Source organism: Azotobacter tropicalis (assembly GCF_059739045.1).
The window spans coordinates 2,986,079-3,011,971 of the sequence record NZ_AP046059.1; the positions used below are offsets into that span (position 1 = coordinate 2,986,079).

Here is a 25,893-nt window from a genome sequence, read left to right on the forward strand (position 1 = left end):
GACGGTGAAGAAAATGCCGGCTGGGACCGGGAAGAGGGCGGCACGGGCGTTCCGTGCCGATGAGATGGGCAAGAAGCCCGCGACGATTGTGACGAGTAGCCCGTGATGAGCAGAGAAGCGCCGGAAATCGGCGAAGAGAGCAAGGCCGGGGGCATCCAGGTGATCGCCCGTGCCGCGGCGATCATGCGAACCCTGAGCGAGCATCCCCAGGGCCTCAGTTTGGCGGCCATCGCCCAGGCGGTGAAGCTGCCGCGCTCCACCGTGCAGCGCATCGTCTGCGCGCTGGAGGCCGAGTATCTGGTCGAGGCCATGGGCCCCAGCGGCGGCTTCCGCCTGGGCGCGGCAGTGGGCCAGCTGGTCTACCAGACCCAGACCGACATCATTTCCCTGGTGCGGCCCTACCTGGAATGCCTGTCCAACCGGCTGCAGGAGTCGGTGGCGCTGGCCAAGCCGGCCGGCGAGAAGATCCAGGTGATCGACCGCATCGTCGCCGAGCGCGACCTGCGCGTGGTCTTTCCCATCGGCGCCTTCGCGCCCATGCATTCGACCTCGGCCGGCAAGGTGCTGCTGGCCGGCCTCGGCGACGCCGAGGTGCGTGCGCTGTTGCCCGATCCGCTGCCGCAGATGACCGCCCACACCCGCGACCTGCCGGCCCTGCTGGCCGAGCTGGCGGAGATCCGCAAGAGCGGCTTCACCTTCGACCACGAGGAGTGCAGCGAAGGCATCAGCGCCGGTTCGGTGTCCCTGGACACCTACCTGGGCCGCTACGCGATCTCCGTGGTGCTGCCCTCCGCGCGCGCCGCCCGGCACGTCGAGGCGATCCGCGAGGCCCTGTTGGCCTGCAAGCGCGACATCGAACGGGCGATCGGTCGCGCCGCCTGCCGGCGCTGAGCGGCGGCAGAGCCCGGCCCGCGCGTGCAGGGGTTGCGCGGGGCCGGGCAGGAGGCCGGCGGCTCAGGCCGCCTGGTCGGTCTGCAGGTCGGTGGTGCCGAGCAGGTCGAGCTGGGTGGCGTCGAAGGCGATGTCGGTCGCGGCAAGGCTGTCGACGAAGTTGCCGTCCAGGGCGATCTCGAAGTGGTTGCCCTCGGCGTCGGCCTGGCGGTCCTTGAGGTAGGTCTTGGTGCCGTCCTCGTTCAGCAGCAGGGCGAGGGTGCCGTTGTAGCCGTCGCCCAGGCCGCGGTAGCCGAGCCCGGAGAGATCGATGAGGTCGGCGCCCGGGTGAAGTCGACGATGTCGTCGACCCGGCTGGTGTCGCCCTCGTAGTTGCGGAAGCTGTCCTGGCGCTCGGCGAAGCGGAAGGTGTCGGCACCGCCACCGCCGCTCAGGGTGTCGCGGCCGGCGCCGCCGTCGAGCAGGTCGTTGCCCGCCGCGCCGTCGAGCAGGTCGCGCCCCTCGCTGCTGAGCAGCTGTGCCGCGCCGTCGACGCGGTTGCCCTGCACCGTGGCGTTCAGCGTCTCGTAGTAGTTGCCGGACACCCCGTCGCGGTCGTCGTAGTCTTCCAGGACGATTTCCGCCTTGCCGCCGCCCTGGGCATTGTCATGGATGTCGTTGTCGAGGAGTTGCACGCCGTCGACGCCGCGCACGCGCACCCCGGCCGCGTCGTTGCCGTAGATCTCGGCGCCTTGCAGGCTGGCGTTGCTGGTCATCTTGATCAGTACGCCCTCTTCGCCGTTGTCGTGGTAGGAGCCGCCCTCGATCTGGATGTTGTAGGGGTGGGCGATGTCTTCCGAGCCGCGCTGGACCACCAGGCCGTTGGCGCCGTTGCCGTAGGCGACGTTGTCGCGCAGGAGGATGTCGTGGCTGCTGGTGACCATGTTGAAGCCGTGGCGGCCGTTGTTGTACGAGACGTTGTTCTCGAAGGTGCTGTCGATCTGGAAGTCGCCGACGAAGCCGTCCTTGCCGTTGTCGTGGGCGACGCTGTCGCGGATCGTCAGGTTGACGGTCTGCTCGTGGGGTCGAAGCCGTAGCGCGACACCTCGCGGATCTCCACCCGCTCGGCCGTGATGTTGTAGTCGGCACCCTCCTCGCGGGGAATGTAGCCGGTATAGAAGCCGTCGACCTCGCCCGAGGTGTTGTCCTGGTTGCCGTCGATGGTCAGGTCGCTGATGCCGTAGTCGTGGGTCTTCTCGCCATTCTTCGAGCGGATGATCCCGGTCAGTTTGTGATCCCAGCCGTCGACCAGCTTGATCACCGTCTCGCCCATCCCGGCGCCGTCTATGTGCACATTGCTCTTGATCATCAGCGCGCCGTCGGAGGCCTCGTCGCCGCCGCTGACCCGGTATTCGCCGGCCGACAGGCGAACGGTGCCGCCTCCTGCTTCGTAGGCGGCGTCTATCGCCGCCTGGATGGCGTCCGTATCGTCGGTCTTGCCATCACCCTTTGCTCCGAAATCCTTGACATCGAAATCCATCTACTCGCTTCCGTATGCTGAATGCGCAGCCGAGCGCGGTTTGAAGGAGTCGAGGCGGGAAACGCCGGCCGGCCTTTCCCGCCCCGGCATCGTCGCGACTGTTCGACCTCTGCGCCCGAGGCGCCTCCGGGCGCTCCCTGAATGGGCATGGGAAAACGCCGACGGAAAGGCCGACGCGGTGCCGGGGGTGGGACTGGCGTGCCAATCATTAGTTCGCGAGCAATCGATGAACGGCACCTGCCCCCTGGGAAAGCAGAGCGGATGGTTTTTATCGGTACGAACGTGCCGAAACGCTGATGGGGCAAGGCCTGGCGGGCGATTGGGGTGGGTTCTGGCGTGCGTTTTTGTGACGCATGTCAATTATTAAAAATAAATTCATAATTCCATAAAGAACTAAAAATCAGTTCGTCAGTCTAGGCGAACGGCACCGCGTCGGCCTTTCCGTCGAGCGTTTTCCCATGCCCATTCAGGGAGCGCTCGGACGTGCTTCGGGCGCAGGGTCGAGTAGTCGCGACGATGCCAGAGGCAGGGAATGCTTGTTCGGGCAGTCGGCATCTCCCTCGTCTCACTTCCCTCAAAAGCGCTCGACTGCGCAATTGGTATACGGAAGCGAAGTAGATGGAATTCAATGTCAAGGATTTTGGTGCAAAAGGAGATGGAAAAACGGATGACACGGATGCCATCCAGGCGGCGATAGACGCCGCTTACAAGGCCGGCGGCGGGACGGTTTACCTGCCGGAAGGCGAGTATCGGGTCAGCGGCGGCGACGAGGCCTCCGACGGTGCCCTGATCATCAAGAGCAACGTTTACATGGTCGGCGCCGGGATGGGCGAGACGGTGATCAAGCTGGTCGACGGATGGGACCAGAAGCTCACCGGCATCATCCGCTCGGCCAACGGTGAGGAAACGCACGACTACGGCATCAGCGACCTGACCATCGACGGCAATCAGGACAACACCTCGGGCGAGGTCGACGGCTTCTATACCGGCTACATTCCCGAGGAGGACGGCGCCGACTACAACGTCACCGTCGAGCGGGTGGAGATCCGCGAGGTGTCGCGCTATGCCTTCGATCCCACGAGCAGACCGTCAACCTGACGATCCGCGACAGCGTCGCCCACGACAACGGCAAGGACGGCTTCGTCGGCGACTTCCAGATCGACAGCACCTTCGAGAACAACGTCTCGTACAACAACGGCCGCCACGGCTTCAACATCACCACCAGCAGCCACGACATCGTGTTCCGCAACAACGTGGCCTACGGCAACGGCGCCAACGGCCTGGTCATCCAGCGCAACTCGGAAGACCGGGCGCTGCCCTACAACATCCAGGTCGAGGGCGGCTCCTTCTACGACAATGGCATGGAGGGCGTGCTGATCAAGATGAGCACCGACGTCACCCTGCAGGGCGCCGAGATCTACGGCAACGGCGAGGCGGGCGTGCGCGTGCAGGGCGCCGAGAACGTGCAGATTCTCGACAACTACATCCACGACAACGCGCAGAACGGCATCAACGCGGAAATCCTCCTGGATGCCTACGATGACACCGCCGGGGCGTCCGGTAACTACTACGAGACGCAGAACGTCACGGTGCAGGGCAACACCATCGTCGGTTCGGACAACTCCACCTTCGGCGTGCTGGAGCGCGCCGACGGCACCGACCACAGCACCGTCAGCGACAACAGCATCAGCGGTACGCAGCGCGGGATCGTCTGGCTCTCCGGCGCGGGTTCGACCTTTTCCGGGCTGGCCGGTGTCGAGTACCAGATGATCGATGGCAGCGCCGGCAGCGATCTACTGCTCGGCACGTCGGTCGCCGATCTGATGCTCGGGGGAAGCGGTGCCGACCTCATGGCCGGGATGCCGGCAACGACATCCTCGAGGGCGGTGCCGGCAGCGACCGCCTGAGCGGCGGTGAGGGTGCCGATATCTTCCGCTTCACGGCGGTCAAGGACAGCTATTACACCGCCAGCAGCAATATCGCCGACCTGATCCTCGACTTCGATGCCGAGCAGGACCGCATCGACCTCGCCGGACTCGGGTTCACCGGCCTGGGCGACGGCCACAACGGCACCCTGGCCGTGGTGAGCAACAGCGACGGCAGCCGTACCTACCTGAAGAGCTACGAAGCGGACGCCAACGGCCGCTACTTCTCGCTGACCTTGAGCGGCGACTTCGTCGGTCGGCTCGACGACAGCAACCTGCTCTTCGAGCGCAAGACCGTCAGCGGCAGCGAGGCGGACGACACCCTGCTCGGCAAATCGACGGCGGACAGCCTCGCCGGCGGCGGCGGCAACGACAGCCTCGCCGGCGGCGTGGGCAACGACCTGCTGAACGGCGACGCCGGCGCCGACATCCTGGTCGGCGGCCAGGGGCGCGACCAGCTCACCGGCGGCGAGGGGGCGGACGTGTTCAGCTTCGATGCCGTGACCGACAGCTACCAGGAGTCGGGCGACAACTTCTCCGACTTCATCACCGACTTCGATCTGCGCGAGGACCGGATCGACCTTTCCGGGCTGGGCTTCACCGGCCTGGGCGACGGCCACAACGGTACCCTGCTGCTGTGGACCAACAGCGAAGGCACCCATACCTATCTCAAGAACTTCGACGAGGATGCCGACGGCCGCCGTTTCGAGATCGCCTTGGAGGGAGACCTTTCCGGCCTGAGCGAGACGCAGCTGATCTTCGAGCGTCTGGCCTTGAAAGGCACCAGCGGCAGCGATTCGCTCTCCGGCAGCCGCCTGGACGAGGAGCTGATCGGTGGCGAGGGGCGCGATGTCCTCGACGGGGGCGATGGCGACGACCTGCTCGACGGCGGCGCCGGGCGCGACAGCCTGACCGGCGGCAGCGGGGCGGACATCTTCCGCTTCAGCGACCGCCAGGACAGCTTCCGCAACTACGACACCGGCAACAGCCAGGTCGACTACATCGTCGACTTCACCCCGGGCGCCGATATCATCGACCTTTCCGCCCTCGGCTACAGCGGCCTGGGCGACGGTCACGACGGCACGCTCATCCTGCTGACCAACGCCGAGGGCACCCGGACCTACCTCAAGGACCGCGAGGCCGACGCCGCAGGCAACCACTTCGAGATCGCCCTGGCCGGCAACCTCGTCGACAGCCTCTCCGAGGCGAATATCGCCTTCGATGCGGCCGACCTGGAGCTGCTCGGCACCCCCAGCGCGCAGACCGACCAGGCGGCCTGACGCACCCCCGCCAGCCCGCCCCCGGACGCCCCCGCCTGCGCCCGGGGGCGGGCGAACTAACGGCTGGCGCGCCAGTCTCATTTCCCAGCTACGCGTTCGGCCGTTTCGCCTGCGTGCCGTGCCCTCCCGCGGGCCGGCAGCGCAGGCCGCGAGCCGGGCTGTCGCGTTCAAGCGGGAGATGGGAAAGACTTGTTCGGGCAGTCGGTCGACTCTTCCTCTCCACTTCAAGCAGCGTTCGGCTGCACCTCACTGGATCGGGAAGCGGATAGATGGACTTCAATGTCAAAGACTATGGGGCACTGGGCGATGGCGTCACCGACGATACGGCTGCCATCCAGGCGGCGATCGACGCCGCCTATGCGGCGGGCGGCGGCACCGTCTACCTGCCGGAGGGCGAATACCGGGTCAGCGCCGCCGGGGAGCCCTCCGACGGCTGTCTGATGCTCAAGAGCAACGTCTACCTGGCCGGCGCCGGGATGGGCGAGACGGTGATCAAGCTGGCCGACGGCTCGGACCAGAAGATCACCGGCATGGTCCGCTCGGCCTACGGCGAGGAGACCACCAACTTCGGCATGAGCGACCTGACCCTCGACGGCAACCGCGACAACACCACCGGCAAGGTCGACGGCTGGTTCAACGGCTACATTCCCGGCCAGGAGGGCGCCGACAGCAACGTCACCCTGGAGCGCGTGGAAATCCGCGAGATGTCCGGCTACGGCTTCGACCCCCACGAGCAGACCATCAACCTGACGATCCGCGACAGCGTGGCCCACGACAACGGCCTCGACGGCTTCGTCGCCGACTACCTGATCGACAGCACCTTCGAGAACAACGTTTCCTATAACAACGACCGCCACGGCTTCAACGTGGTCACCAGCACCCACGACCTGACCATGACCAACAACGTCGCCTACGGCAACGGCGGGGCCGGCGTGGTGGTGCAGCGCGGCTCGTACGACATGCCGCATCCCTACAACATCACGATCGACGGCGGCTCCTACTACGACAACGGCCTCGAGGGCGTGCTGATCAAGCTGGCCGACGACGTCACCCTGCAAAATGCCGACATCTACGGCAACGGTTCCTCCGGGGTGCGCGTCTACGGCGCCCAGGACGTGCAGATCCTCGACAACCAGATTCACGACAACGCGCAGAACGGCGGCTACCCGGAAATCACCCTGCAGTCCTACGACGATACCGCCGGGGTTTCCGGCAACTTCTACGCGACCACCAATACCTGGGTCGAAGGCAACGTCATCAGCGGCTCGGCCAACTCCACCTACGGCATCCAGGAGCGCGACGACGGCACCGACTACAGCCACCTCTACGACAACAGCATCGAGGGCGTGCTGGGCGACGCCGTGCTGCTTGCCGGCGACAACTCGACGGTGTCCGACCTGCCCAGCGGCGGCCAGCGCGAGACCCTGGCGGGCGGCGACGGCAACGACGTGCTGAGCGGCGGCGACGGCAACGAGCTGATCCTCGGCGCGGCCGGCAACGACCGCCTGAACGGCGGGGCCGGCGACGACATCCTCGACGGTGGCGCCGGGCGCGACAACCTGAGCGGCGGCGAGGGCGCCGACGTGTTCCGCTTCTCCGCCCGCGAGGACAGCTACCGCACCGACAGCGCGAGCTTCAACGACCTGCTCGTCGACTTCGATGCCGGCCAGGACCGCATCGATCTCTCCGCCCTGGGCTTCTCCGGCCTGGGCGACGGCTACAACGGCACCCTGCTGCTGCAGACCAGCGCCGACGGCAGCCGCACCTACCTGAAGAGCCTCGAGGCGGATGCCGACGGCCGGCGCTTCGAGATCGCCCTGAACGGCAACTTCTCCGGTCTGCTCAACACCAGCAACCTGCTCTTCGAGCGCGCCACCCTGGCCGGCACCGACGGCAACGACGCGCTGCTCGGCAGCTCGGCCGCGGAGATCCTCGCCGGCTATGCCGGTCAAGACAACCTCAATGCGGCCGGTGGCAACGACATCCTGGTCGGCGGCGCCGGGCAGGACAGCCTCACCGGGGGCGCCGGGGCGGATGTGTTCCGCTTCGATGCGCTGACCGACAGCCAGCGCAACTACGACACCCTCGACAACCAGGGCGACCGCATCACCGACTTCACCCTGGGCGAAGACAAGATCGACGTTTCCGCGCTGGCTTCACCGGCCTGGGCGACGGCTACAACGGCACCCTCGCCGTGGTGCTCAACGACGCCGGCGACCGCACCTACCTGAAGAGCTACGAGACCGGCGCCAGCGGCTACCGCTTCGAGTTCTCCCTGGACGGCAACTACCAGGGCCAGCTCGGCGCCGAGCAGTTCGTCTTCGCCGCCGCCGAGGGGCCGCAGACCCTCGAGGGCACGGCCGGCAACGACACGCTGGCGGGCACCGCGGCCGACGAGGTCATCCACGGCGGCGGCGGACGCGACACCCTGAGCGGCGGCGGCGGGGCGGACCTGTTCCGCTTCAGCGAGCTGACCGACAGCTACCGCACGGCGAGCGGCAGCTATGCCGACCTGATCACCGACTTCGATCTGGCCACGGACCGCATCGATCTCTCCGGCCTCGGCTTCAGCGGCCTGGGCGACGGCTACAACGGCACCCTGGCCGTGCAGGTGAACAGCGCCGGCACCCGCACCTACCTGAAGAGCTTCGAGGCGAACGCCGAGGGCGAGCGCTTCGAGATCGCCCTGGACGGCAATCTCGGCGGGTTGAGCGCGTCCAACCTGATTCTCGACGGGCGCGCCGTGCTGAACGGCAGCGAAGGCGACGACGACCTGTACGGAGGCAGTGCCGCCGAAGAGCTGCTCGGCGGGGCGGCCAGGACGAACTGGACGGCGCGGCCGGCAACGACATCCTCGACGGCGGCGCGGGCCGCGATACCCTGACCGGCGGCAGCGGCGACGACGTGTTCCGCTTCAGCGGCACGCTGGACAGCTTCCGCAACTACACCAGCGGTGTGAACGGCACCGACAGCATCGCCGACTTCACCCACGGCGCCGACCTCATCGATCTCTCGACGCTCGGCTACACCGGCCTGGGCTCGGGGCACGACGGCACCCTGACGATCGTCCTCAACGATGCCGGCACCAAGACCTACCTCAAGGACCTCGACGCCGACGCCGAAGGCAACCGTTTCGAGATCGCCCTGGAGGGCAACCACGCCAGCCAGCTCGGTGCGGACGACTTCATCTTCGCCACCGCCGACGCCGGGACCACCGAGCTCGAACTGGTCGGCACCACGACCAGCCAGACCGATCAGGTCGCCTGAGACGGCGCGGGGGCGCAACGCCCCCGCCACCCCGCCGTCACGGCCGTTGCCGGGTCATGCCCGGCGGCCTTTTCCCTGCCGCCTTCACAGCAGGCTCTGCACCTGCTCCAGCAGCTTGCGGTCCATCCGTCCGGTGCGGGTGTGCAGGCCGACGTAGCCGCCGAGCACGTCGAGCTTGGTGTTGAGCAGGTCGCGGCGCGCCTCGAACAGGCGCTGCTGGGCGTCGAGGATGTCCACCGTGGTCCGCACCCCGGCCAGGTAGCCCTTTTCCGCCGACTCCAGGGCGCGCTGGTTGGAGCGCACCGCGGTTTCCAGGGCCCGGCTCTTCTGCAGCCCGCTGCGCACCGCGCGGTAGTCCTGCTCGATCTCCTCGGCCAGGGCCTGCACCTGGCTGTCGCGTTCGGCCTGGGAGCGGCGCAGCGTGGCCTCGGCCTGGCGGCTCGCCGCAGTGAGCGCGCCGCCCTGGTAGATCGGCAGGTTCATCTTCAGGCCGATGTAGTAGCTGGACTGGCGCTGCTGGTCGCCCGTGCTGGTTTCCTCGTCGCTGCGGGTCAGCTGGCCGGTCAGCGACACGGTCGGGTAGTGCTCGGCGTCGCGCGCCCGCGATTCGGCCTCGGCCAGCTCCACCGAAGCGCGGCTGGCCTCCAGCAGGGGGCTGCTCTGCCCGGCCAGATCCAGCCAGTGCTCCAGGCGCTGGCTGTCGCCGGCGAGCAGGCTGGAGGGCGGCAGGCGCTCGCGCATGCCGGCGATGCGCTGCACCGGCAACTGGGCGCGCCCGGAGAGGGTGCGCAGGGCGGCCCGGCGCTTGGCCTGCCAGTCGATCTCCTCGGCGAGCACCAGATCCAGCCGCGCCTGGGCTTCGTCGCGGTCGGTGACGGTGCCCTCGCCGGCGGCGAGCAGCCGCTCGGCCTGGCGTGCCAGGCCCTGGATGGCGGCTTTCTGCTGGCGCACCAGGCGCAGTTCGTTGTTGATCCGCGCCACCTCGAAATAGGCCTCGGCGACCCGCTGGAACAGCTCCTGGCTGGCCAGGCGGTATTCCACCTCGCCGATCCGCCCGCGCACCTTGGCCTGCTCGTAGTTGGCCCAGCGCAGCTTGTCGTAGAGCGGCTGCTGCAGGCCGAGGGTGACGGTGTTGGCGCTGTACTGGTCGCTGTCCACGTACTCCTCGCGATTGCCGCCCTCGATCAGGCCGCCCTCGCCGATCTGCGCGCCGAGGCTGATCTGCGGCAGCAGCTGGGCGCGGCCCTGCGGCTCCTCGTAGCGCGAGGCCTGGTAGGCCTCGCCGGCCGCCCGGTGGCGGGCCTCGTTGTGCAGGGAGGCGTCGTAGAGATCGAGCAGGCTCACTTCCCGCGCGGCCGCATGAAGCGAGCCGGCCTGCAGACAGCACAGGAGCAACAGGGTGGGGCGCAGCGACATCATTCTTCCTTGAAAGCGGTGACCAGGCGTTCGGTGAGGGGTTTGAGCAGGTAGTTCATCAGGGTTCGCTCGCCGGTCCGGACGATCACCTCGACCTGCATGCCGGGCTTGATCTCCAGGCCGCTGCCGGACAGCTCGGCGACCGACTGCGGCTCGACCGCGACACCGACCGCGAAGTAGGGCAGGCGGGTCTGCTCGTCGACCAGCTGGTCGGCGGAGACGGTGTCCACATGGCCGACCAGGGTCGGGGTGTGCACCCGCTGCAGCGAGGAGAAGCGCAGGTCGACCGGCAGGCCGACCGCCAGGCGGTCGGCCACCAGCGGCGGGAACTGCACGCGGACCTGCCAGGGCGAGCCCTGCGGCACGATGTCGAGCAGCCGCTCGCCGGCCGAGGTCACCCCGCCATGGGTGTGCACCGCCAGGGCCATCACCTGGCCGGCGACCGGCGCGCGCACCGAGGCGTGCTCCAGCTCGAAGCGCAGGGCGCGCAGCTGGTCGGCCTGGGTCGAGGCCTCGGCGGCGACCTCGCTCAGCTGGGTTTCCACCTCGCTGCGAAAGCTCTGCTCCTGCTGCAGGCGCTTGAGGGTGCTTTCGTGGATGGTCTGGCGCAGGCGGCCGATCTCGCCGAGGGTCGAGGCCAGCTGCGCGCCGAGCTGGGCGTACTGGCGGTCGGCCTCGAGCAGCCGGTTGCGCGGCACGTAGCCCTCCTCGGCGAGGCCGCGCAGGCCGTTCAGCTCCTTGCCCTGCAGGTCGAGCTGGCGCTGCTGGTTGTGCTGCATGCGCCGGTAGCCGGCGAGCTGCTCCTCGTGGGCGGCGATCTCGTGGCCGAGGATCTTCAGGCGGCTGGCCAGCTCGTCGCGGCGGGTGCGGAACAGGTTCTCCTGCAGGGCCATGGCCTCGCGGGCGCGCGGGTCGGCGGCGTGGGCGAGCAGGTCGGCCGGCCAGGCGATCTGCGCGACGCCCTGGCGTTCGGCATGCAGCCGCGCCTCGATGCTGCGCGCGCTGATGAAGCGGCCGAGGGTCACGTCGAGCTGCGACTGGGCCTGCACGGTGTTCATCTGCACCAGCAGCTGGCCTTGCTCGACCCGGTCGCCGTCGCGCACCAGGATCTCCTCGATGACCCCGGCCACCGCGCTCTGCACGGTCTTGCGCTCGCCGGCCACGATCACCGAGCCGCTGCCGACCACGCCCTGGTCGAGGGGCGCGAAGCCGGCCCAGAGCAGGAAGCCGCCGAGGGCGACGCCCAGGGCGAGCAGCCCGAAGCGGGCCACGGGACCCGGGTCGCAGTCCGCTTCCAGCGGCGGCGGAGTGTGGCGGGGGAGGGAGGGCAGTCCCTGATGCATGCTTCAGTTCTCCGTGCCGGTGGCGCGCCGGGCGTTCAGCTGGCGCAGCGCGTCGAGCACCTCGCCGGCGGGGCCGAAGGCCTGCTGCAGGCCTTCGCGCAGCACCAGCAGGCGGTCGACCACGGCCAGCACGCTCTGCCGGTGGCTGATCAGCACCACGGTCGAGCCGGCCGCCTTGAGGCGCTGCACGGCGCGCAGCAGGGCGGACTCGCCGGCGTCGTCGAGGTGCGCGTTGGGTTCGTCGAGCACCACCAGCTTGGGCAGGCCGTAGAGCGCCCGGGCCAGGCCGATGCGCTGTTTCTGCCCGCCGGACAGGTTGACGCCGCCGGGGCCGATCGGGCTGTCGTAGCCCTGCGGGAAGCGCAGGACCATCTCGTGGATGCCGGCCATCTGCGCCGCCTCGATCACCCGCTCGGCATCGGCCGCGCCGAAGCGCGCGATGTTCTCGGCGATGCTGCCGTCGAACAGCTCGATGTCCTGGGGCAGGTAGCCGAGGTGCGGGCCGAGGGCGTCGGCCGGCCACTGGCCGAGTTCGGCGCCGTCCAGGCGCACCGCGCCGCGCGCCGGCGCCCAGATGCCGACCAGGGTGCGCGCCAGCGAGGATTTGCCGGAGGCGCTGGGGCCGATGACCGCCAGCGCCTCGCCCGGCTCCAGGCGGAAATGGATGCCGCTCAGCACGCTCTTCGTGGCGCCCGGCGGCAGTACGCCGAGCTGCTCGACGGCGAGCTGGCCGCGCGGCGCCGGCAGGCTCATGCGCGGCGGCTCCGGGGGAACTCCTCGAGCAGGCGGGTCAGCCGCTGGTAGCTGCTGCGGGCGTTGCCCAGCTGGCGCCAGGAGCCGATCGCCAGCTCCACCGGGGCCAGGGCGCGGCCGAGCAGGATCGAGGTGGCGATCATCAGGCCGGCGGAGATCTGGTCGTCGAGCACCAGCAGGGCGCCGAGGCCGAGCGACAGCGACTGCAGGGCGAGGCGCACGCCGCGGGTCAGGGCGTTGATCCGCCCGCCGCGGTCGCTGGCCGTGGCCTGGGCGGCGATCGCCCGCTGCTGCAGGGCGTTCCAGCGGCCGCGCAGGGCCGCCAGCATGCCGAGGGCGCGGATCGCCTCGGCGTTCTGCAAGGTGGCGTTCATGTAGCGCGCCGCGGCCATGTTCAGCTGGTTGGCTTCGGCCATGCCGGCGCGGGTGGCCAGCTCGTTCCACAGCGCCAGGCCGAACAGCAGCACGGCGCCGCCCAGGGCGAGCAGGCCGAACCAGGGATGGAAGAGGAAGGCCAGCGCCACGAACAGCGGCAGCCAGGGCGCGTCGAGCAGGGCGATCAGGCCCTGGCCGGTGAGGAACTGGCGCAGGGTCGCCAGGTCGTTCAGCACCTGTGCCGGGTTGGCGTCCGCCTGGCGCAGGCCGCGGGCGAAGGCGGCGTCGTACAGGCGCGGGCCGAGGCGGGCGTCGAGGCCGTTGCTGATGCGGATCATCACCTGGCTGCGCACCCATTCGAGCAGGCCGCCGAGCAGGTAGAAGCCGAGGGCGATCAGGGTGAGCATCAGCAGGGTCATTTCGTTGCGGCTGGCCAGCACGCGATCGTAGACCTGCATCATGTACAGCGCCGGCACCAGCATCAGCAGGTTGCTGACCCCGCTGAACAGGGCGATGCAGCCGAAATAGCGACGATAGGTGAGCACGGCAGCGTCGATTTCCCGCTGCGGATCGAGAGCTGGCTTCATCCGTTGTGAGTACCTGGTGGCGCGGCAGGACGGTGGCCCTGCCTGCTGGGCAAGGATGAGAGTGGCGAGGCGCCAGTTGGTTCCGCTCCCGGGCAGCCTGCCGGCCATCCCCTGGTCCGCCCGGCCGGACGGCGGGACTATTCGGTTTCACGTGAAACATCCGCGCTAGAGAGCCCCGGTCAGCGCTGTCGACGGCCCCGCTCTGTGCCGGGAATTGATCAAAAAAGTGTCGATTAATGGCGATCTGATTGCATTTTGTCGGGGTCGTTCGTGGCGGCTGGCGCTGCGCTTGAATAAGCCGCCCGCGGGTTTATACCTAAGCAGGATCTGCGCTCGGTCGCAGGTCGCTGCCCGGCGGGTTCGCTGCGGGGCGCCGATGCCCGCTCAGGATGCCGTCCCCGCCGCTGGCGTTGGGGACCGGAAGTGGCTGGGCGTTCGGACGTCGGTATCGCCGGTGGAATTCGCCGTTCGAATGACCCACGCAGGAGCCTTGCTCATGTCATTACGCATCAACGATGTCGCTCCCGACTTCAGCGCCGAGACCACCCAGGGCCGGATCCGTTTCCATGACTGGATCGGCGACGGCTGGGCGATCCTGTTTTCCCATCCCAAGGACTTCACCCCGGTCTGCACCACCGAACTCGGCTACATGGCGAAGATCGAGCCGGAGTTCAGCCGTCGCCACTGCAAGCTCATCGGCCTGAGCGTCGATCCCGTCGAGAGCCATCAGGCCTGGCTCAAGGACATCGAGGAAACCCAGGGCTGCCTCCCCCGCTATCCGCTGATCGGCGACCCCGACCTGGCGGTGGCCAAGCTCTACGACATGCTGCCCGCCGACGAGCCCGGCACCTCGGAGGGCCGCACGCCCGCCACCAACGCGACGGTGCGCTCGGTGTTCGTGATCGGCCCCGACAAGCGGATCAAGCTGATGCTGAGCTACCCGATGACCACCGGGCGCAATTTCGACGAGATCCTGCGGGTGCTCGATTCGATGCAACTCACCCAGGCGAGCAAGGTGGCGACCCCGGTGAACTGGAAGCCGGGCGAGGATGTGATCATCGCCGGCTCGGTGTCCGACGACGAGGCGAGGCAACTGTTCCCGCAGGGCTGGCAGGCACCCAAGCCCTATCTGCGTATCGTCAAGCAGCCCGCAGCCTGAGCGGCGCACCGGCAGCCGCTTTGTGCGGCTGCCGGTGGCGATGCGCAGCGTTCCCGGCTGTCGCCCGTTTCGTTGCCATGGGGTCGCTTTTAGGGACAAAAGTCCGCTCGATCGGCGCTCGTTTCCCGAGAAAGCCACACGATCGCCGTGCCCGGCACGGAGGCATTGGGTCCGGCGCCAGGGTGGAGGCCGCTTCGGAAATGAAAAATGTACCATCTGGTTAGTTGTGTTCGGTTATCGACCAGAAGCCCGGTTGGTCGATTGACGCTTTTTTGAGCGGTGGCCAAGATGGCTACCAGGTTGCAGGCCACTCGGCGGGCAACCGGAGCCCGTATATAACAACTTCAAGATCGGTAAACGCTCATGTGCATACTTCACCTCCGCCAAGCCTGCGCTCTTCCCCCCAAGCCCTTGCGGATGTCCCGCATTCCCGGCCTGCGCATCTGGCCGTCGTCCGTCTGCGCCGGATGGCCTAGTCGCGACCGACCGGCTTTGCGCTGAACCCGCTGCGCTGAACCGGCGCCATTAACCACCCCCAGTGATCCGAAGCATTCCCCTCCGCCCACCGCGGCAGGGCGACGCGCTACACGCCCGAAAAAGGATCTTTCACTCCGTCGGCGTCACTGGGGCACGAAAGAGGCTCGACCGGGCTGCCACCTTCCCGGTCCTCGAACGGATGGCTACTGACCATGTTCACTTCGCAAGGTACTTCCATGGCTATACCCGCAGCTGCCGAATCCCCCGCATCGGCCCATGAGTCGGTCGGCAGCAAGATCCGCGCTGCCCTGGCCGTCGGCAAGGTGCGCTGGGGCATGCTCGCCCTGGTGTTCTTCGCCACCACCCTGAACTACATCGACCGCGCCGCGCTGGGCGTGATGCAGCCGATCCTGGCCAAGGAGATGAGCTGGTCCACCATGGACTACGCCAACATCAACTTCTGGTTCCAGGTCGGCTACGCCGTCGGCTTCCTGCTGCAGGGCCGCTTCATCGACAAGGTCGGCGTCAAGCGCGCCTTCTTCCTCGCCGTGCTGTTCTGGAGCCTGGCCACCGGCGCCCACGGCCTGGCGACCTCGGCGGTCGGCTTCATGATCTGCCGCTTCATCCTCGGCCTGACCGAGGCGGCCAACTACCCAGCCTGCGTGAAGACTACCCGCCTGTGGTTCCCGGCCGGCGAGCGCGCCCTGGCCACCGGCATCTTCAACGCCGGCACCAACGTCGGCGCCATGGTCACCCCGGCGCTGCTGCCGCTGATCCTCAGCCTCTGGGGCTGGCAGGCGGCGTTCATCGGCATGGCGCTGCTGGGTCTGGTCTGGCTGCTGTTCTGGGGCCTCAACTACTACAACCCCGAGGAGCATCCGACGGTCAAGCAGAGCGAGCTGGCGTACATCAGCAAGGACGTCGAGCCCGAACCGGCCAAGGTGCCGTTCTCCCGCATCCTGCGCATGCGCGGCACTTGGGCGTTCGCCGTGGCCTATATGATCACCGCGCCGGTGTTCTGGTTCTACCTGTACTGGCTGCCGCCGTTCCTCAACCAGCAGTACAGCCTGGGCATCAGCGTGACCCAGATGGGCATTCCGCTGATGCTAATCTGGCTGACCGCCGACTTCGGCAGCATCGGCGGCGGCATCCTCTCGTCCTTCCTGATCGGGCGCGGGGTGAAGCCGATCCGCGCGCGCCTGGTGTCGATGCTGATCTTCGCCACCTGCATCTGTTCGGTGATCTTCGCCGCCAACGCCAGCGGCCTGTGGGTCGCGGTGCTGGCCATCTCCCTGGCGGTCGGCGCACACCAGGCCTGGACCGCCAACATCTGGAGCCTGGTGATGGACTACACGCCCAAGCACCTGATGAGCACCGTGTTCGGCTTCGGCGGCATGTGCGCGGCGATCGGCGGCATGTTCATGACCCAGATCGTCGGCTATGTGCTGACCGTGACCAACAACAACTACGCCGTGCTGTTCGTCATCATCCCGAGCATGTACTTCCTGGCGCTGACCTGGCTGTACTTCATGGCGCCGCGCAAGATCGAAGGTTGATAACCTTCCGCCATGAAGAAGGGGGCCGTTCGGCCCCCTTCGCTTTTCTGCGGTACCGTTTCAGGACGGCCGCTCTTCCAGCCCGTTGCCACCGCGCCGATAGGCCAGCCAGTACATGCCACCGACCAGCAGGGTGCCGCCGACCAGGTTGCCGGCGGTCACCGCGAGCAGGTTGCCGGCGACGCCGGCGAAAGGCACCGCGCCCTGGGCGTCGAGCGCCAGGCCGAAGGGCAGGAAGAACCAGTTGGCGATCGAGTGCTCGAAGCCGAGGGCGACGAAGGCGGCGATGGGAAAGAGGATGGCGAGGATCTTGTCGGTCACGCTGCGCCCGGCCGTCGCCAGCCAGGTCGCCAGGCAGACCAGGGCGTTGCACAGGATGCCGCGGGCGAAGGCCGCGCCGAGGGTCAGCTCGGCCTTGGCACGGGCGATCTTCAGCGCCGTTTCGCCCACCGCGCCGTCGTGCAGGCCGGCGCTGCCCGCCCAGAGCACCAGCAGCACGGTGCCCAGGCAGCCGACCACGTTGCCGAGGTAGACCAGCAGCCAGTTGCGCAGCACCTCGCGGCTGCCGATCAGCCGGCTGGCCCAGGCCATCGCCAGCAGGTTGTTGCCGGTGAACAGCTCGGCGCCGCCGATCACCACCAGCACCAGGCCCAGGCAGAAGCTCAGGCCGCCGAGCAGCCGGGTCGGGCCGAAACCCAGCTCGCTGCCGGTGAGCACCACGGTGTAGAGGAAGGCGGCCAGGGAGATGAAGGCGCCGGCGAGCACGGCGAGCACCAGCAGGGTGGGGGTGTCGACGCGGGCCTTGGCGACGCCCATGTCTTCGATGTGCCGGGCGATCTGCGCCGGCTGGCAGCTGTCGCCGAGAAAGGGGGGTGGGTCATGAGGAGAGTCCGCTGCGCCGACCCGGCGTCGGCAAAGGCGGCACTCTAGAGGGCCGGGCTCGGCCCTGTCCACCGACGCCCGGCGGCGGGTTATTCGGCGAACAGGTCCGGGCCGAACACCTCGTAGTGGATGTGCGCTTCGCGGATGCCCAGGTTCATCAGGGCGTCGTGCTGCATGCGCATGAAGGGAATCGGCCCGCACAGGTAGTAGTCGGCGTCGGCCAGCAAAATGGACTCACTGATCAGGCGCAGGTCGACCAGGCCCGGATAGTCGTAATCGCGCCCCTGCACGTCCTGCTCCAGCGGTTCGCTGTAGAACACCCACAGCTTGAAGTTGGGGTGCTCCGCCGCCGTCTGGCGCAGGTGGTTCTTCATGGCCTGGACCGCACCGTTGCGCGCGCCGTGGACGAACAGGATCTGCCGCTCCGGGCTCTGCAGCACCCGCGCGAGCATGCTGACCATGGGCGTCAGGCCGACCCCGCCGCTGATCAGCACCACGGGCGTGCTCGCCTGCACGTCGATACAGAAGTTGCCGTAGGGCGGTGCCAGGCGGAGCCGGTCGCCGACCTCGACATGGTCATGCAGCAGGTTGGAGACGTAGCCGGGCGGCTGGCTTTCGCTGCCCGTCTGGCGCTTGACCGAGATGCGGTAGCTGCGCCCGTTGGGGGCGTCGGACAGGCTGTACTGGCGGATCTGCTGCAGGCCGAGCGCCGGCACCTCGACGGCGAGGCCGATGTACTGGCCGGGCTCGAAGTCTTCCACCGGGCCGCCGTCGGCCGGCTCCAGGACGAAGGAGGTGATCTCCTCGCTTTCCGGGGTCTTGTCGCGCACCACGAACTCGCGCCAGCCGGTCCAGCCGCCGGGTGCCGCGGCGCTGCGCTCGTACAGCCGGCTTTCCATGCCCATCAGCAGATCGGCCAGGTTGCCGTAGGCCTGCGCCCAGGCGGAGATGATCTCGTCGGTGGCCGCCTCGCCGAGCACCTCCCTGATCGCCGCCAGCAGGTGCTCGCCGACGATGGGATAGTGCTCGGGGCGCACGCCGAGGCTGGCATGCTTGTTGGCGATGGTTTCGAGCACGGCGCTCAGGCTCTGCGGGTCGTCGATGTTGGCGGCATAGGCGTAGACGGCGCGGGCCAGCGCCTCCTGCTGCTGGCCCTGGGCCTGGTGAGCCATGTTGAAGATGTTCTTCAGTTCGGGGTGGGCCTGGAACATGCGCTCGTAGAAGCGCCGGATGATCGCGTTGCCGTACTGGGCGAGCACCGGGGCCGTGGCCTTGACCGTGTCTTTGGTTTTCTGCGTCAGCATGGCGCGTACCTCGCTGTAGGCGGCGCACATCCCTGTCGTCGGCTTGGGGTCGTTCAAGAACGCTAGTTCGCGGTCGCCGGCCGGTCAACGCGGGCGGAATTCCGATGCTCGCCTCGGCCCAGCGGCGGCTGCAGGCAGAGCCGGTACAGCGCGGCGATCAGGTCGGTCTGGGTGACCAGGCCGACCAGGCGCGCGCCGTCGTCCAGCACCGGCAGGCAGTGCAGGCCCTGCCCGGAGAGCGGCAGCACCAGTTCGGCCAGGTGGGTGTCCTGGCGCACCGCGATCGGTGCTGCGCTCATGACGGCGCCGAGGCGGGTCTGGCCGGGGCGGCGGAAAGCCGGCCAGCGGCGCCGGGGCCAGCAGTGCTCGAGCAGGTCGCTGCGGCTGACGATGCCGAGCAGCCGGCGCGAGGCGCTCTCGATTACTGGCAGCTGTTGCAGGCGATGCTCGCGAAGCAGGTCCCAGGCTTCCTCGAGGGAGGTGTCCGGCGTGGCCCCGTGCAGGTCGCGGGACATGATGTCCGCGGCGACGACCTCGCTCAGGCGCTGGCGAAAGCCGTGCTTCTCCACCTGGCGGACCAGCCGCTCCAGGTCCTCGCGGGTGATGTCGACGTATTCGCCGAAATCCGCCAGCGCGGCGTCGAGCGCGCCATGGCGCGGCGCGAGGCGCTCGTCGGGCCGCGGATCGCGGGTGTGGTGGGGATTCTCCCGGGAGGCGCATGGCGCGGCGGGCGGGTCAACCGGTTGAAGACGTGCGCCAGGCCGAACAGCAGCAGCGAGTTGAAGGCGACCGGCAGCAGCACGGTCGGGCCGTGGGGCGCCAGCTTCGGCCAACTGAAGATGACCGCCAGGGTCAGGGCGCAGCTCGGCGGGTGCAGGCAACGCAGGCCGAACATGCCGGCCAGCGCCAGGGTGGCGCCGAGGCCGGCGGCCGGGAGCGGACCCAGTCCGCTCATCCCCAGCAGGATGCCGATCGACGCGCACAGCAGGTTGCCGCCGACCACCGACCAGGGCCGGGCGAAGGGGCTGGAGGGGGCGGCGAGCAGCAGCACCGCGCTGGCGCCCAACGGCGGCGCAAAGTGCAAGGCCAGATCGGGGGCGAACAGCCACAGGTCGCCGGCGAGGGTCAGCGCGACCACCAGGCAGATGCCGGCCGCGCTGCGCAGCCACTCGTGCGGTGCGGCGAGGGGCAGTCGGGGAAGCAGGGTTTTCAGCTTGGAAGAGGACATCTCGATCGGGCGTGCGCTAGCCGACGTTGGGGCGGGAAAGGAGCCGATTTCTGCCGCACGGGCAGACGGGCCGCTGCATCGTCGGGGCCGTGATCGACCCTGCAGATCCATGCGTTCGCTGTTTTGCCGCGGTTTTCTGGCATTCGCACCGGCCGGGCCGGGCGCGAACCGTGCGTGGCTGCAAGCCGTTCAAAAGAACCGGGGGCTGGCAATTGCCTTGCTGCCACACAACGAGCAGCATTGGCCGGCCCTTTGCCATCTCGTTTGGCGCGGGCGCCCCGGGAGCCGGCACCGCTCCGCTCTGGAGCGGTCGCCGGCGGTCTCACGCTGTTTCTGTTGTTCCGATACCATTTTTCTGCGCTTATCGCTCCCACGAGTCGAAATATGAATAAAGTTCTTGCGATCGCCCTTACCGGCTTCTTCGTTGTTCCGGCCTTTGCCGAGTCGGTCCCGCCTGTGCCCCCGCGTACCCCGCCGGCAGTGGGCGCTTCCGGCGTAGCACCGACGCCCGAAAGCGTCCCGCCGACCGTCCATAGCCAGCGGCCGCGCCCGAACGGCCAGGCCCCGCAGCTGCAAGGCCAGCCGCCGCGTCCGAACGGCCAGGCCCCGCAGCTGCAGGGTCAGCCGCCGCGTCCGAACGGCCAGGCGCCGCAGGGTCAGCCGCCACGCCCGAATGGCCAGGCCCCGCAGTTGCAGGGTCAGCCGCCGCGTCCGAACGGTCAGGCGCCGCAGGGTCAGCCGCCACGCCCGAATGGCCAGGCCCCTCAGTTGCAAGGCCAGCCGCCGCGTCCGAACGGCCAGGCGCCGCAAGTCCCTGCCCAGCCGCCGCGTTCCAGCCTGCAGCCGTAAGTACCCGCTGCCGCGCCCGGGCCGCTCGGCGGCGGTTCGGGCGCGGCAGACCGATCACTCCTCCAGGGCCTGCGCCGGGCCGAAGAATTCGTAGTGGCACTGTTCCTGCGGCACGCCCAGCTCGCGCAGCTGCCGCTTGACCTGCGCCATGAACGGCTTCGGTCCGAGGAAGTACGCCTCCAGATCGCGCTCTGCCGGCAGCCAGGCGGCTAGGCGTTCGGCGTCGAGCCGGCCGTTGGCGTCGGCACGGTCCTCGGCGCGCGGTTCGCTGTAGCAGAAGAACGGCGTGAGCTGCGGATGCTGCCCGGCCAGCGCTTCGACCTGTTGGCGGAAGGCCTGCACGCCGCCGTGCCGCGCGCAGTGGATGAAGCGCACCGGCCGGCCGGCGGGCAGCGCCGCTTCCAGCATGGCCAGCAGCGGGGTGATGCCGACGCCGGCACCGATCAGCACCAGCGGCTTGTCCGAATCGCTCAGGACGAACTCGCCGGCCGGCGGGAAGAGCTCCAGGCGGTCGCCTTCGCCCACCTGGTCGTGCAGGTGGCGGGAGACCCGGCCTTCGGCGTGGCGCTTGACGCTGATGCGGTATTCCTCGCCGTTCGACGCGGCGGACAGCGAGTAGTTGCGGCGCACCTCCTCGCCGTCGAGCAGCAGGCGCAGGCCGATGTACTGGCCGGGCTGGAAGGTCGGCAGCGCGCCGCCGTCCTCCGGGCGCAGGTGAAAGGACACGATTTCCTCGCTCTCCACGACCTTGCGCGCCACGCGGAACGCCCGCGCCCCGCGCCAGCCGCCGGGTGCCGCGGCATTGGCGGCATAGGCCGTCTCCTCGGCGCCGATCAGCAGTTCGGCGAGCATCCCGTAAGCCGCGCCCCAGGCGTCGAGCACCGCATCGGTGGCGATTTCCGCGCCGAGCACCTCGCGGATCGCGCGCAGCAGGCAGGTGCCGACGATCGGGTAGTGTTCCGGCAGCACCTGCAGCGACACGTGCTTGTTGACGATCTGTCCGACCAGCGGGCCGAGCGCCTCGAGGCGATCGATGTGCCGGGCGTACATCAGCACGGCGTTGGCCAGCGCCCGCGGCTGTTCGCCGCTGGCTTGGTGGGCCTGGTTGAACAGCGGACGCACCTCGGGATACTCGGAGAGCATGATCCCGTAGAAATGCCGGGTCAGGGTTTCGCCGCCGGTTTCCAGCAGCGGCACGGTGGCCTTGATGATGGTGCGTTGTTGGGCGGTCAGCATGGGCGACTCCTGTAACGTGCGATGGGCGGCCGCAGGGGCCGCGAGAGGATGCGGGTACTGTTATCAGTTTTCGTGCCAGGGCCGCAGGCCGCGAAAGCCGCGGGCCAGTTGCCTCCTGCTGTTGTTTTGACTACGGTAGTCCGTCGTCAACCAGACAGCATGCTATCGAAATGACTACCGCCCCGCTGCTCGACGCCTTCCTCCCGCTGGTCGCCGACCTGACCCGCGAGCTGCCCGAGACCGAACGCTACCGGCGCCTGCTCGGTGCCCTGCGCCGGCTGTTGCCGGCCGACGCCGCGGCGCTGCTGCGCCTGGACGGCGACACCCTGGTGCCGCTGGCGGTGGACGGGTTGAGCCCGGATACCTTGGGGCGGCGCTTTCGCCTCGACGAGCAGCCGCGCCTGCGCGCGCTGCTGGCGCAGCGCGGCGCCACCCGCTTCGCCAGCGACTGCAGCCTGCCGGACCCCTACGACGGCCTGGTCGAGGGTTGTCCAGCCAGTTGCAGGTCCACGACTGCCTCGGCTGTCCGCTGTACCTGGACGAACGGCCTTGGGGACTGTTGACCCTGGATGCCCTGGATCCGGCGCGCTTCGACGGCATCGATCTCGCCAGCCTGGAGGCGTTCGCCAGCCTGGCGGCCGCCACCGTGCAGGTCGGCGAGCGGATCAGTGCGCTGACTCGCCGCGCCGAGCGCGACGAGCGACTGGTGGAGGTCTACCGCGAGGCCGCCGACCGCCAGGGCAGCCACGAGCTGATCGGCCAGAGCCGCGTCCACCGGCGCCTGCTGGAGGAGATCGCGGTGGTCGCCGGCAGCGACCTGAGCGTGCTGGTCAGCGGCGAGACCGGGGTCGGCAAGGAGCTGGTGGCGCAGGCCATCCATGCCGCCTCGGCGCGCGCTCACAAGCCGTTGATCAGCCTGAACTGCGCGGCGCTGCCCGACACCCTGGTGGAGAGCGAGCTGTTCGGCCATGTGCGCGGCGCCTTCTCCGGGGCGGTGGCCGAGCGCAGCGGCAAGTTCGAGCTGGCCGACGGCGGCACGCTGTTCCTCGACGAGGTCGGCGAGCTGCCGCTGGCGGTGCAGGCCAAGCTGCTGCGGGTGCTGCAGAGCGGTCAGCTGCAGCGCCTCGGCTCCGACCGCGAGCACCGGGTGGACGTGCGGGTGATCGCCGCGACCAACCGCGATCTGGCCGGCGAGGTGCGTGCCGGGCGCTTTCGCGCCGATCTCTATCACCGCCTCAGCGTCTATCCGCTGCCGGTGCCGCCGCTGCGCGAACGCGGCCGCGACGTGCTGCTCCTGGCCGGCTTCTTCCTCGAGGAGAACCGCGCCCGCCTCGGCCTGCGCGGACTACGCCTGAGCGCCGAGGCCCAGACCGCGCTGCTCGCCTACGACTGGCCGGGCAACGTGCGCGAGCTGGAGCACCTGATCGGCCGTGCCGCGCTCAGGGCCATGGCCGGCAGCGAGCAGCGGCGGATTCTCAGCATCGGCGCGGAGCTGCTGGACCTTCCGGACGCAGCGGCTGGCGAGGCGCCGGCGGCCGGCGCCGCCGTCCTGGCGCCGGCGACCGGCGATCTGCGTCAGGCGGTGGAGCAGTTCCAGCGCGAGCGGATTCTCGCCGCTCTGGAGGCGCAGGGGAGCAACTGGGCCGCCGCGGCCCGTGCACTCGGCGTGGACCGTGCCAACCTGCACCGTCTGGCCAGACGCCTGGGATTGCGCTGAGCCGGCTGGCGCACGGGGAGGGTGCGGAAAAGACGACGCCCGGCGCTCTCCAGGCGGGGGACCGGGGAGGGACGCCGGGCGCTGGCAGAGGGGACTCAGGCCTGGGCGGTGGCCTTTTCCAGCAGCGCGTTGAGGCTGCCGTCGGCTTCCATTTCCAGGATGATGTCGCAGCCGCCGATCAGCTCGCCGTTGACGAACAGTTGCGGGAAGGTCGGCCACTGGAACAGCTTCGGCAGCTTCTCGCGGATGTGCGGGGCGGTCAGCACGTTGACGAAGGCGAAGGGCTTGCCGACCTTGCTGAGGGCGCCGACGGCGGCGCGGGAGAAGCCGCATTCGGGCGCCGCGGGGGTGCCCTTCATGTAGATGATCACCGGGTTCTCGGCGATCTGCTTGCGAATGCGTGCTTCGGTGTCCAGGGTTTGCATGGTTCTCTCCTATCCCAGCAGGGCAGCGGCGTGCCGCGCGCGGAGGGCGCGGGCCTGGGCTGCGTGTTGCGGCCTGGCCTTCCAGGCGGCGTAGCCACCTTCCAGGCTGTAGCAGTTGATGAAGCCGAATTCGGCGAACAGGCTTGCCATGTCCGGGCTGGCGTCGCCGTCGGCACAGCAGAAGATCAGGTGCACCTGCTTCGGGGTGACCTTCAGCAGGGTGCGCAGGTTCAGGTCGCTGAGGTGGATGGCGCGCGGGTCGTGCCCCTGGCAATAGGCGCGGGCGTCACGGGTATCCAGCAGCATGACGCTGTCCTGGCTGGCCAGCAGGGCTTCGGCCTGTTCCATGGCGATGCGGGCGAATCGGGTCATACCTCTGCTCCAAAACAGTCGTGATGAGAAGGGCACTGCTCGCAGCTCGGCGAGCGGCAGACGTAGCCGCCATCCTGCTCGCACAGTTGCTTGTAGAAGAACTTCTTCCAGCGCATGTTGTGCACGTTGCGCTCGGCGAGGCTGGGGAAGTTGTGCATCAGCAGGTCGCGCAGGTGATCGCGGCATTCCAGGCCCAGATCGCGCCACAGGTGGTCGCCGCCCAGGCAGGCGGCAGCGAGAATGCTGGACAGCCAGATTTCCTCGGGGTCGCTGCCGCGCCGGCCGGCCAGCAGCAGGTCGCGCAGCTCCGCCCATTCGTCGCGGCGCATTTCCAGCAGGTCTTCGCGCAGCTCGCTGCATTCGTGGGCCAGCGAGCCCAGGCCGGCACTGGTCTGGGTCGCCAGCTCGGGGAAATGGGTCCGGATCAGCTCGGCGTAGCTTTGCTCGTCGAGGCCCAGATGAAACGGCAGGCAGCTCAGGCCGTCGCGCTGGGAGCGCACGATGCGTTCCAGCCAGCGGTGGTTGGCACCTTCATGGCGCATGGCGTGCGGGGTGGCCTCCTGACAGACCACGGCCTCGGCCATTACTGATTCCCCGCGGCCAGGCAACCGATCGAGTTCTGCCCGACCGCACAGCTTTCCAGATCGCTGTCGGCGTCGGGCAGGTCGTTCTTGGCCGGCAGGTGAGTGCACAGCTTGACCAGATCGAAGCCGGCCATGTACTCCGAGCCGTAGCGGATCAGCGGACGGCGGATCAGGATCGGATGGGCCAGCATCAGCTCCAGCGCCTCGTCGGCGGTCAGCTGCGAGGGGTCCAGCTCGCCGTACTTGATCGCCGGCGCCGAGCGGTTGAACCACTCGACCACCGGGCGATCGCCGAAGAACGACTGCAGGCGTTCGGGCGTCCACGGCTCGCTGAGCAGGTTGCGGACCTCCAGTTGCAGGCCGGCCGAGCGCAGCAGCTGCTTCTGCAGACGGTTGGTGGCGCAACCGGGTTTCTCGTAGAAGACGATGCTGGTGCTGGTCATTTTCGGCTCTCCTCAGCGGGCCTGGATTTCGCGCATGGCTTCGGCCAGACGCTCCGGAGGAATGCCGGTCAGCGAGCCCGGCGGGTTGGCCGGGCTGCCGTCGGCGAGCAGGATCGCACCCTCGACCGGGCAGATGCTCGCGCACTGTTTCTCTTCGTAGTCCCCGTCGCACTCGGTGCACTTGCTCGCACTGATCTTGAAGTGCGAGCTACCCAGGGAAATCGCTTCGCTCGGACAGACATCGACACATGCCCAACAATTGACACAGGATTCCACAATTTTCAGCGCCATCACGCACCTCCACG

16 protein-coding genes and 5 pseudogenes are annotated in these 25,893 nt (G+C 68.6%); 7 read left to right on the forward strand and 14 right to left on the reverse strand.

The window, feature by feature from the left end; translation table 11 throughout:
• Positions 1-105 precede the first annotated feature (105 nt).
• Positions 106-891 carry an IclR family transcriptional regulator gene (locus tag Atro_RS14155; protein WP_497923239.1) on the forward strand — a complete coding sequence of 262 codons (786 nt, stop codon included), beginning with the start codon at positions 106-108 and terminating at the stop codon, positions 889-891.
• Positions 892-954: 63 nt separating this feature from the next.
• Here Atro_RS14155 and Atro_RS14160 read toward each other — a convergent pair.
• Positions 955-2,410 (reverse strand): annotated as a pseudogene (locus tag Atro_RS14160) (right-handed parallel beta-helix repeat-containing protein).
• Positions 2,411-3,028: 618 nt separating this feature from the next.
• Between Atro_RS14160 and Atro_RS14165 the strand changes: the two are divergent.
• Together Atro_RS14165 and Atro_RS14170 are read left to right on the forward strand one after the other, a co-directional pair.
• Positions 3,029-5,615, forward strand: a pseudogene (locus Atro_RS14165) (M10 family metallopeptidase C-terminal domain-containing protein).
• A 269-nt stretch (positions 5,616-5,884) separates the two neighbouring features.
• Positions 5,885-8,882 (forward strand): annotated as a pseudogene (locus tag Atro_RS14170) (M10 family metallopeptidase C-terminal domain-containing protein).
• A gap of 84 nt (positions 8,883-8,966) precedes the next feature.
• Here Atro_RS14170 and Atro_RS14175 read toward each other — a convergent pair.
• From Atro_RS14175 to Atro_RS14185, 3 genes and pseudogenes are all read right to left on the reverse strand, one after another.
• Positions 8,967-10,298 carry a TolC family outer membrane protein gene (locus Atro_RS14175; protein WP_497923241.1) on the reverse strand — a complete coding sequence of 444 codons (1,332 nt, stop codon included), beginning with the start codon at positions 10,296-10,298 and terminating at the stop codon, positions 8,967-8,969.
• Positions 10,298-11,641 carry an HlyD family type I secretion periplasmic adaptor subunit gene (locus tag Atro_RS14180; RefSeq protein WP_497923243.1) on the reverse strand — a complete coding sequence of 448 codons (1,344 nt, stop codon included), beginning with the start codon at positions 11,639-11,641 and terminating at the stop codon, positions 10,298-10,300. Before Atro_RS14180 ends, Atro_RS14175 begins: the two co-directional genes overlap by 1 nt.
• A gap of 3 nt (positions 11,642-11,644) precedes the next feature.
• Positions 11,645-13,356, reverse strand: a pseudogene (locus tag Atro_RS14185) (type I secretion system permease/ATPase).
• 496 nt (positions 13,357-13,852) lie between these two features.
• Here Atro_RS14185 and Atro_RS14190 point away from each other — a divergent pair.
• Entirely contained in the window at positions 13,853-14,515 is a 663-nt protein-coding gene (locus tag Atro_RS14190; protein ID WP_497923245.1) for a peroxiredoxin, read from the forward strand.
• 713 nt (positions 14,516-15,228) lie between these two features.
• Positions 15,229-16,548 carry an MFS transporter gene (locus tag Atro_RS14195; protein WP_497923247.1) on the forward strand — a complete coding sequence of 440 codons (1,320 nt, stop codon included), beginning with the start codon at positions 15,229-15,231 and terminating at the stop codon, positions 16,546-16,548.
• Between the two features lie 60 nt (positions 16,549-16,608).
• On the opposite strand, the gene Atro_RS14200 is transcribed toward Atro_RS14195, so the two are convergent.
• The 4 genes from Atro_RS14200 to Atro_RS14215 all read right to left on the reverse strand — a co-directional run bounded on the left by Atro_RS14200 (position 16,609) and on the right by Atro_RS14215 (position 19,962).
• On the reverse strand, positions 16,609-17,385 hold the full coding sequence (locus Atro_RS14200) for a formate/nitrite transporter family protein (protein WP_497927687.1): 777 nt from the start codon (positions 17,383-17,385) through the stop codon (positions 16,609-16,611).
• A 134-nt stretch (positions 17,386-17,519) separates the two neighbouring features.
• Positions 17,520-18,734, reverse strand: a complete 1,215-nt coding sequence (gene hmpA / locus Atro_RS14205; protein WP_497923248.1) for an NO-inducible flavohemoprotein — start codon at positions 18,732-18,734, stop codon at positions 17,520-17,522.
• 62 nt (positions 18,735-18,796) lie between these two features.
• Complete coding sequence (locus Atro_RS14210; RefSeq protein ID WP_497923250.1) at positions 18,797-19,303, reverse strand: CBS domain-containing protein; 507 nt, start codon at positions 19,301-19,303, stop codon at positions 18,797-18,799.
• Positions 19,273-19,962, reverse strand: coding sequence for an HPP family protein (locus tag Atro_RS14215; RefSeq protein WP_497923252.1), 690 nt, complete (start codon positions 19,960-19,962; stop codon positions 19,273-19,275). The genes Atro_RS14210 and Atro_RS14215 overlap by 31 nt, the downstream gene beginning before the upstream one ends.
• Positions 19,963-20,346: 384 nt before the next feature.
• Between Atro_RS14215 and Atro_RS14220 the strand changes: the two genes are divergently transcribed.
• A complete protein-coding gene (locus Atro_RS14220; RefSeq protein WP_497923253.1) occupies positions 20,347-20,811 on the forward strand; it encodes a hypothetical protein in 465 nt (154 codons plus the stop codon).
• Positions 20,812-20,865: 54 nt separating this feature from the next.
• Here the strand turns inward: Atro_RS14220 and hmpA (Atro_RS14225) are convergent, their stop codons facing one another.
• The gene (gene hmpA / locus Atro_RS14225) at positions 20,866-22,047 is read right to left on the reverse strand and encodes an NO-inducible flavohemoprotein (RefSeq protein ID WP_497923255.1); all 1,182 of its coding nucleotides are present in this window, start codon (positions 22,045-22,047) and stop codon (positions 20,866-20,868) included.
• A gap of 170 nt (positions 22,048-22,217) precedes the next feature.
• On the opposite strand from hmpA (Atro_RS14225), the pseudogene norR reads away from it, so the two are divergent.
• Positions 22,218-23,764, forward strand: a pseudogene (norR, locus tag Atro_RS14230) (nitric oxide reductase transcriptional regulator NorR).
• 95 nt (positions 23,765-23,859) lie between these two features.
• On the opposite strand, the gene grxD reads toward norR, so the two are convergent.
• Genes grxD through Atro_RS14255 form a run of 5 tightly spaced genes read right to left on the reverse strand, consistent with a single transcriptional unit; the run spans position 23,860 to position 25,879 of the window.
• Positions 23,860-24,189, reverse strand: coding sequence for a Grx4 family monothiol glutaredoxin (gene grxD, locus Atro_RS14235; RefSeq protein ID WP_497923256.1), 330 nt, complete (start codon positions 24,187-24,189; stop codon positions 23,860-23,862).
• Positions 24,190-24,198: 9 nt separating this feature from the next.
• On the reverse strand, positions 24,199-24,561 hold the full coding sequence (locus Atro_RS14240; RefSeq protein WP_497923258.1) for a thiosulfate sulfurtransferase GlpE: 363 nt from the start codon (positions 24,559-24,561) through the stop codon (positions 24,199-24,201).
• Complete coding sequence (locus Atro_RS14245; protein WP_497923260.1) at positions 24,558-25,145, reverse strand: nitrogen fixation protein NifQ; 588 nt, start codon at positions 25,143-25,145, stop codon at positions 24,558-24,560. The genes Atro_RS14240 and Atro_RS14245 overlap by 4 nt, the downstream gene beginning before the upstream one ends.
• Positions 25,145-25,588: an ArsC/Spx/MgsR family protein gene (locus Atro_RS14250; protein ID WP_497923262.1), complete on the reverse strand. Its 444-nt coding sequence runs from the start codon at positions 25,586-25,588 to the stop codon at positions 25,145-25,147. Before Atro_RS14250 ends, Atro_RS14245 begins: the two co-directional genes overlap by 1 nt.
• A 12-nt stretch (positions 25,589-25,600) precedes the next feature.
• Positions 25,601-25,879: a 4Fe-4S dicluster domain-containing protein gene (locus Atro_RS14255; RefSeq protein WP_497923264.1), complete on the reverse strand. Its 279-nt coding sequence runs from the start codon at positions 25,877-25,879 to the stop codon at positions 25,601-25,603.
• Positions 25,880-25,893: the final 14 nt, after the last annotated feature.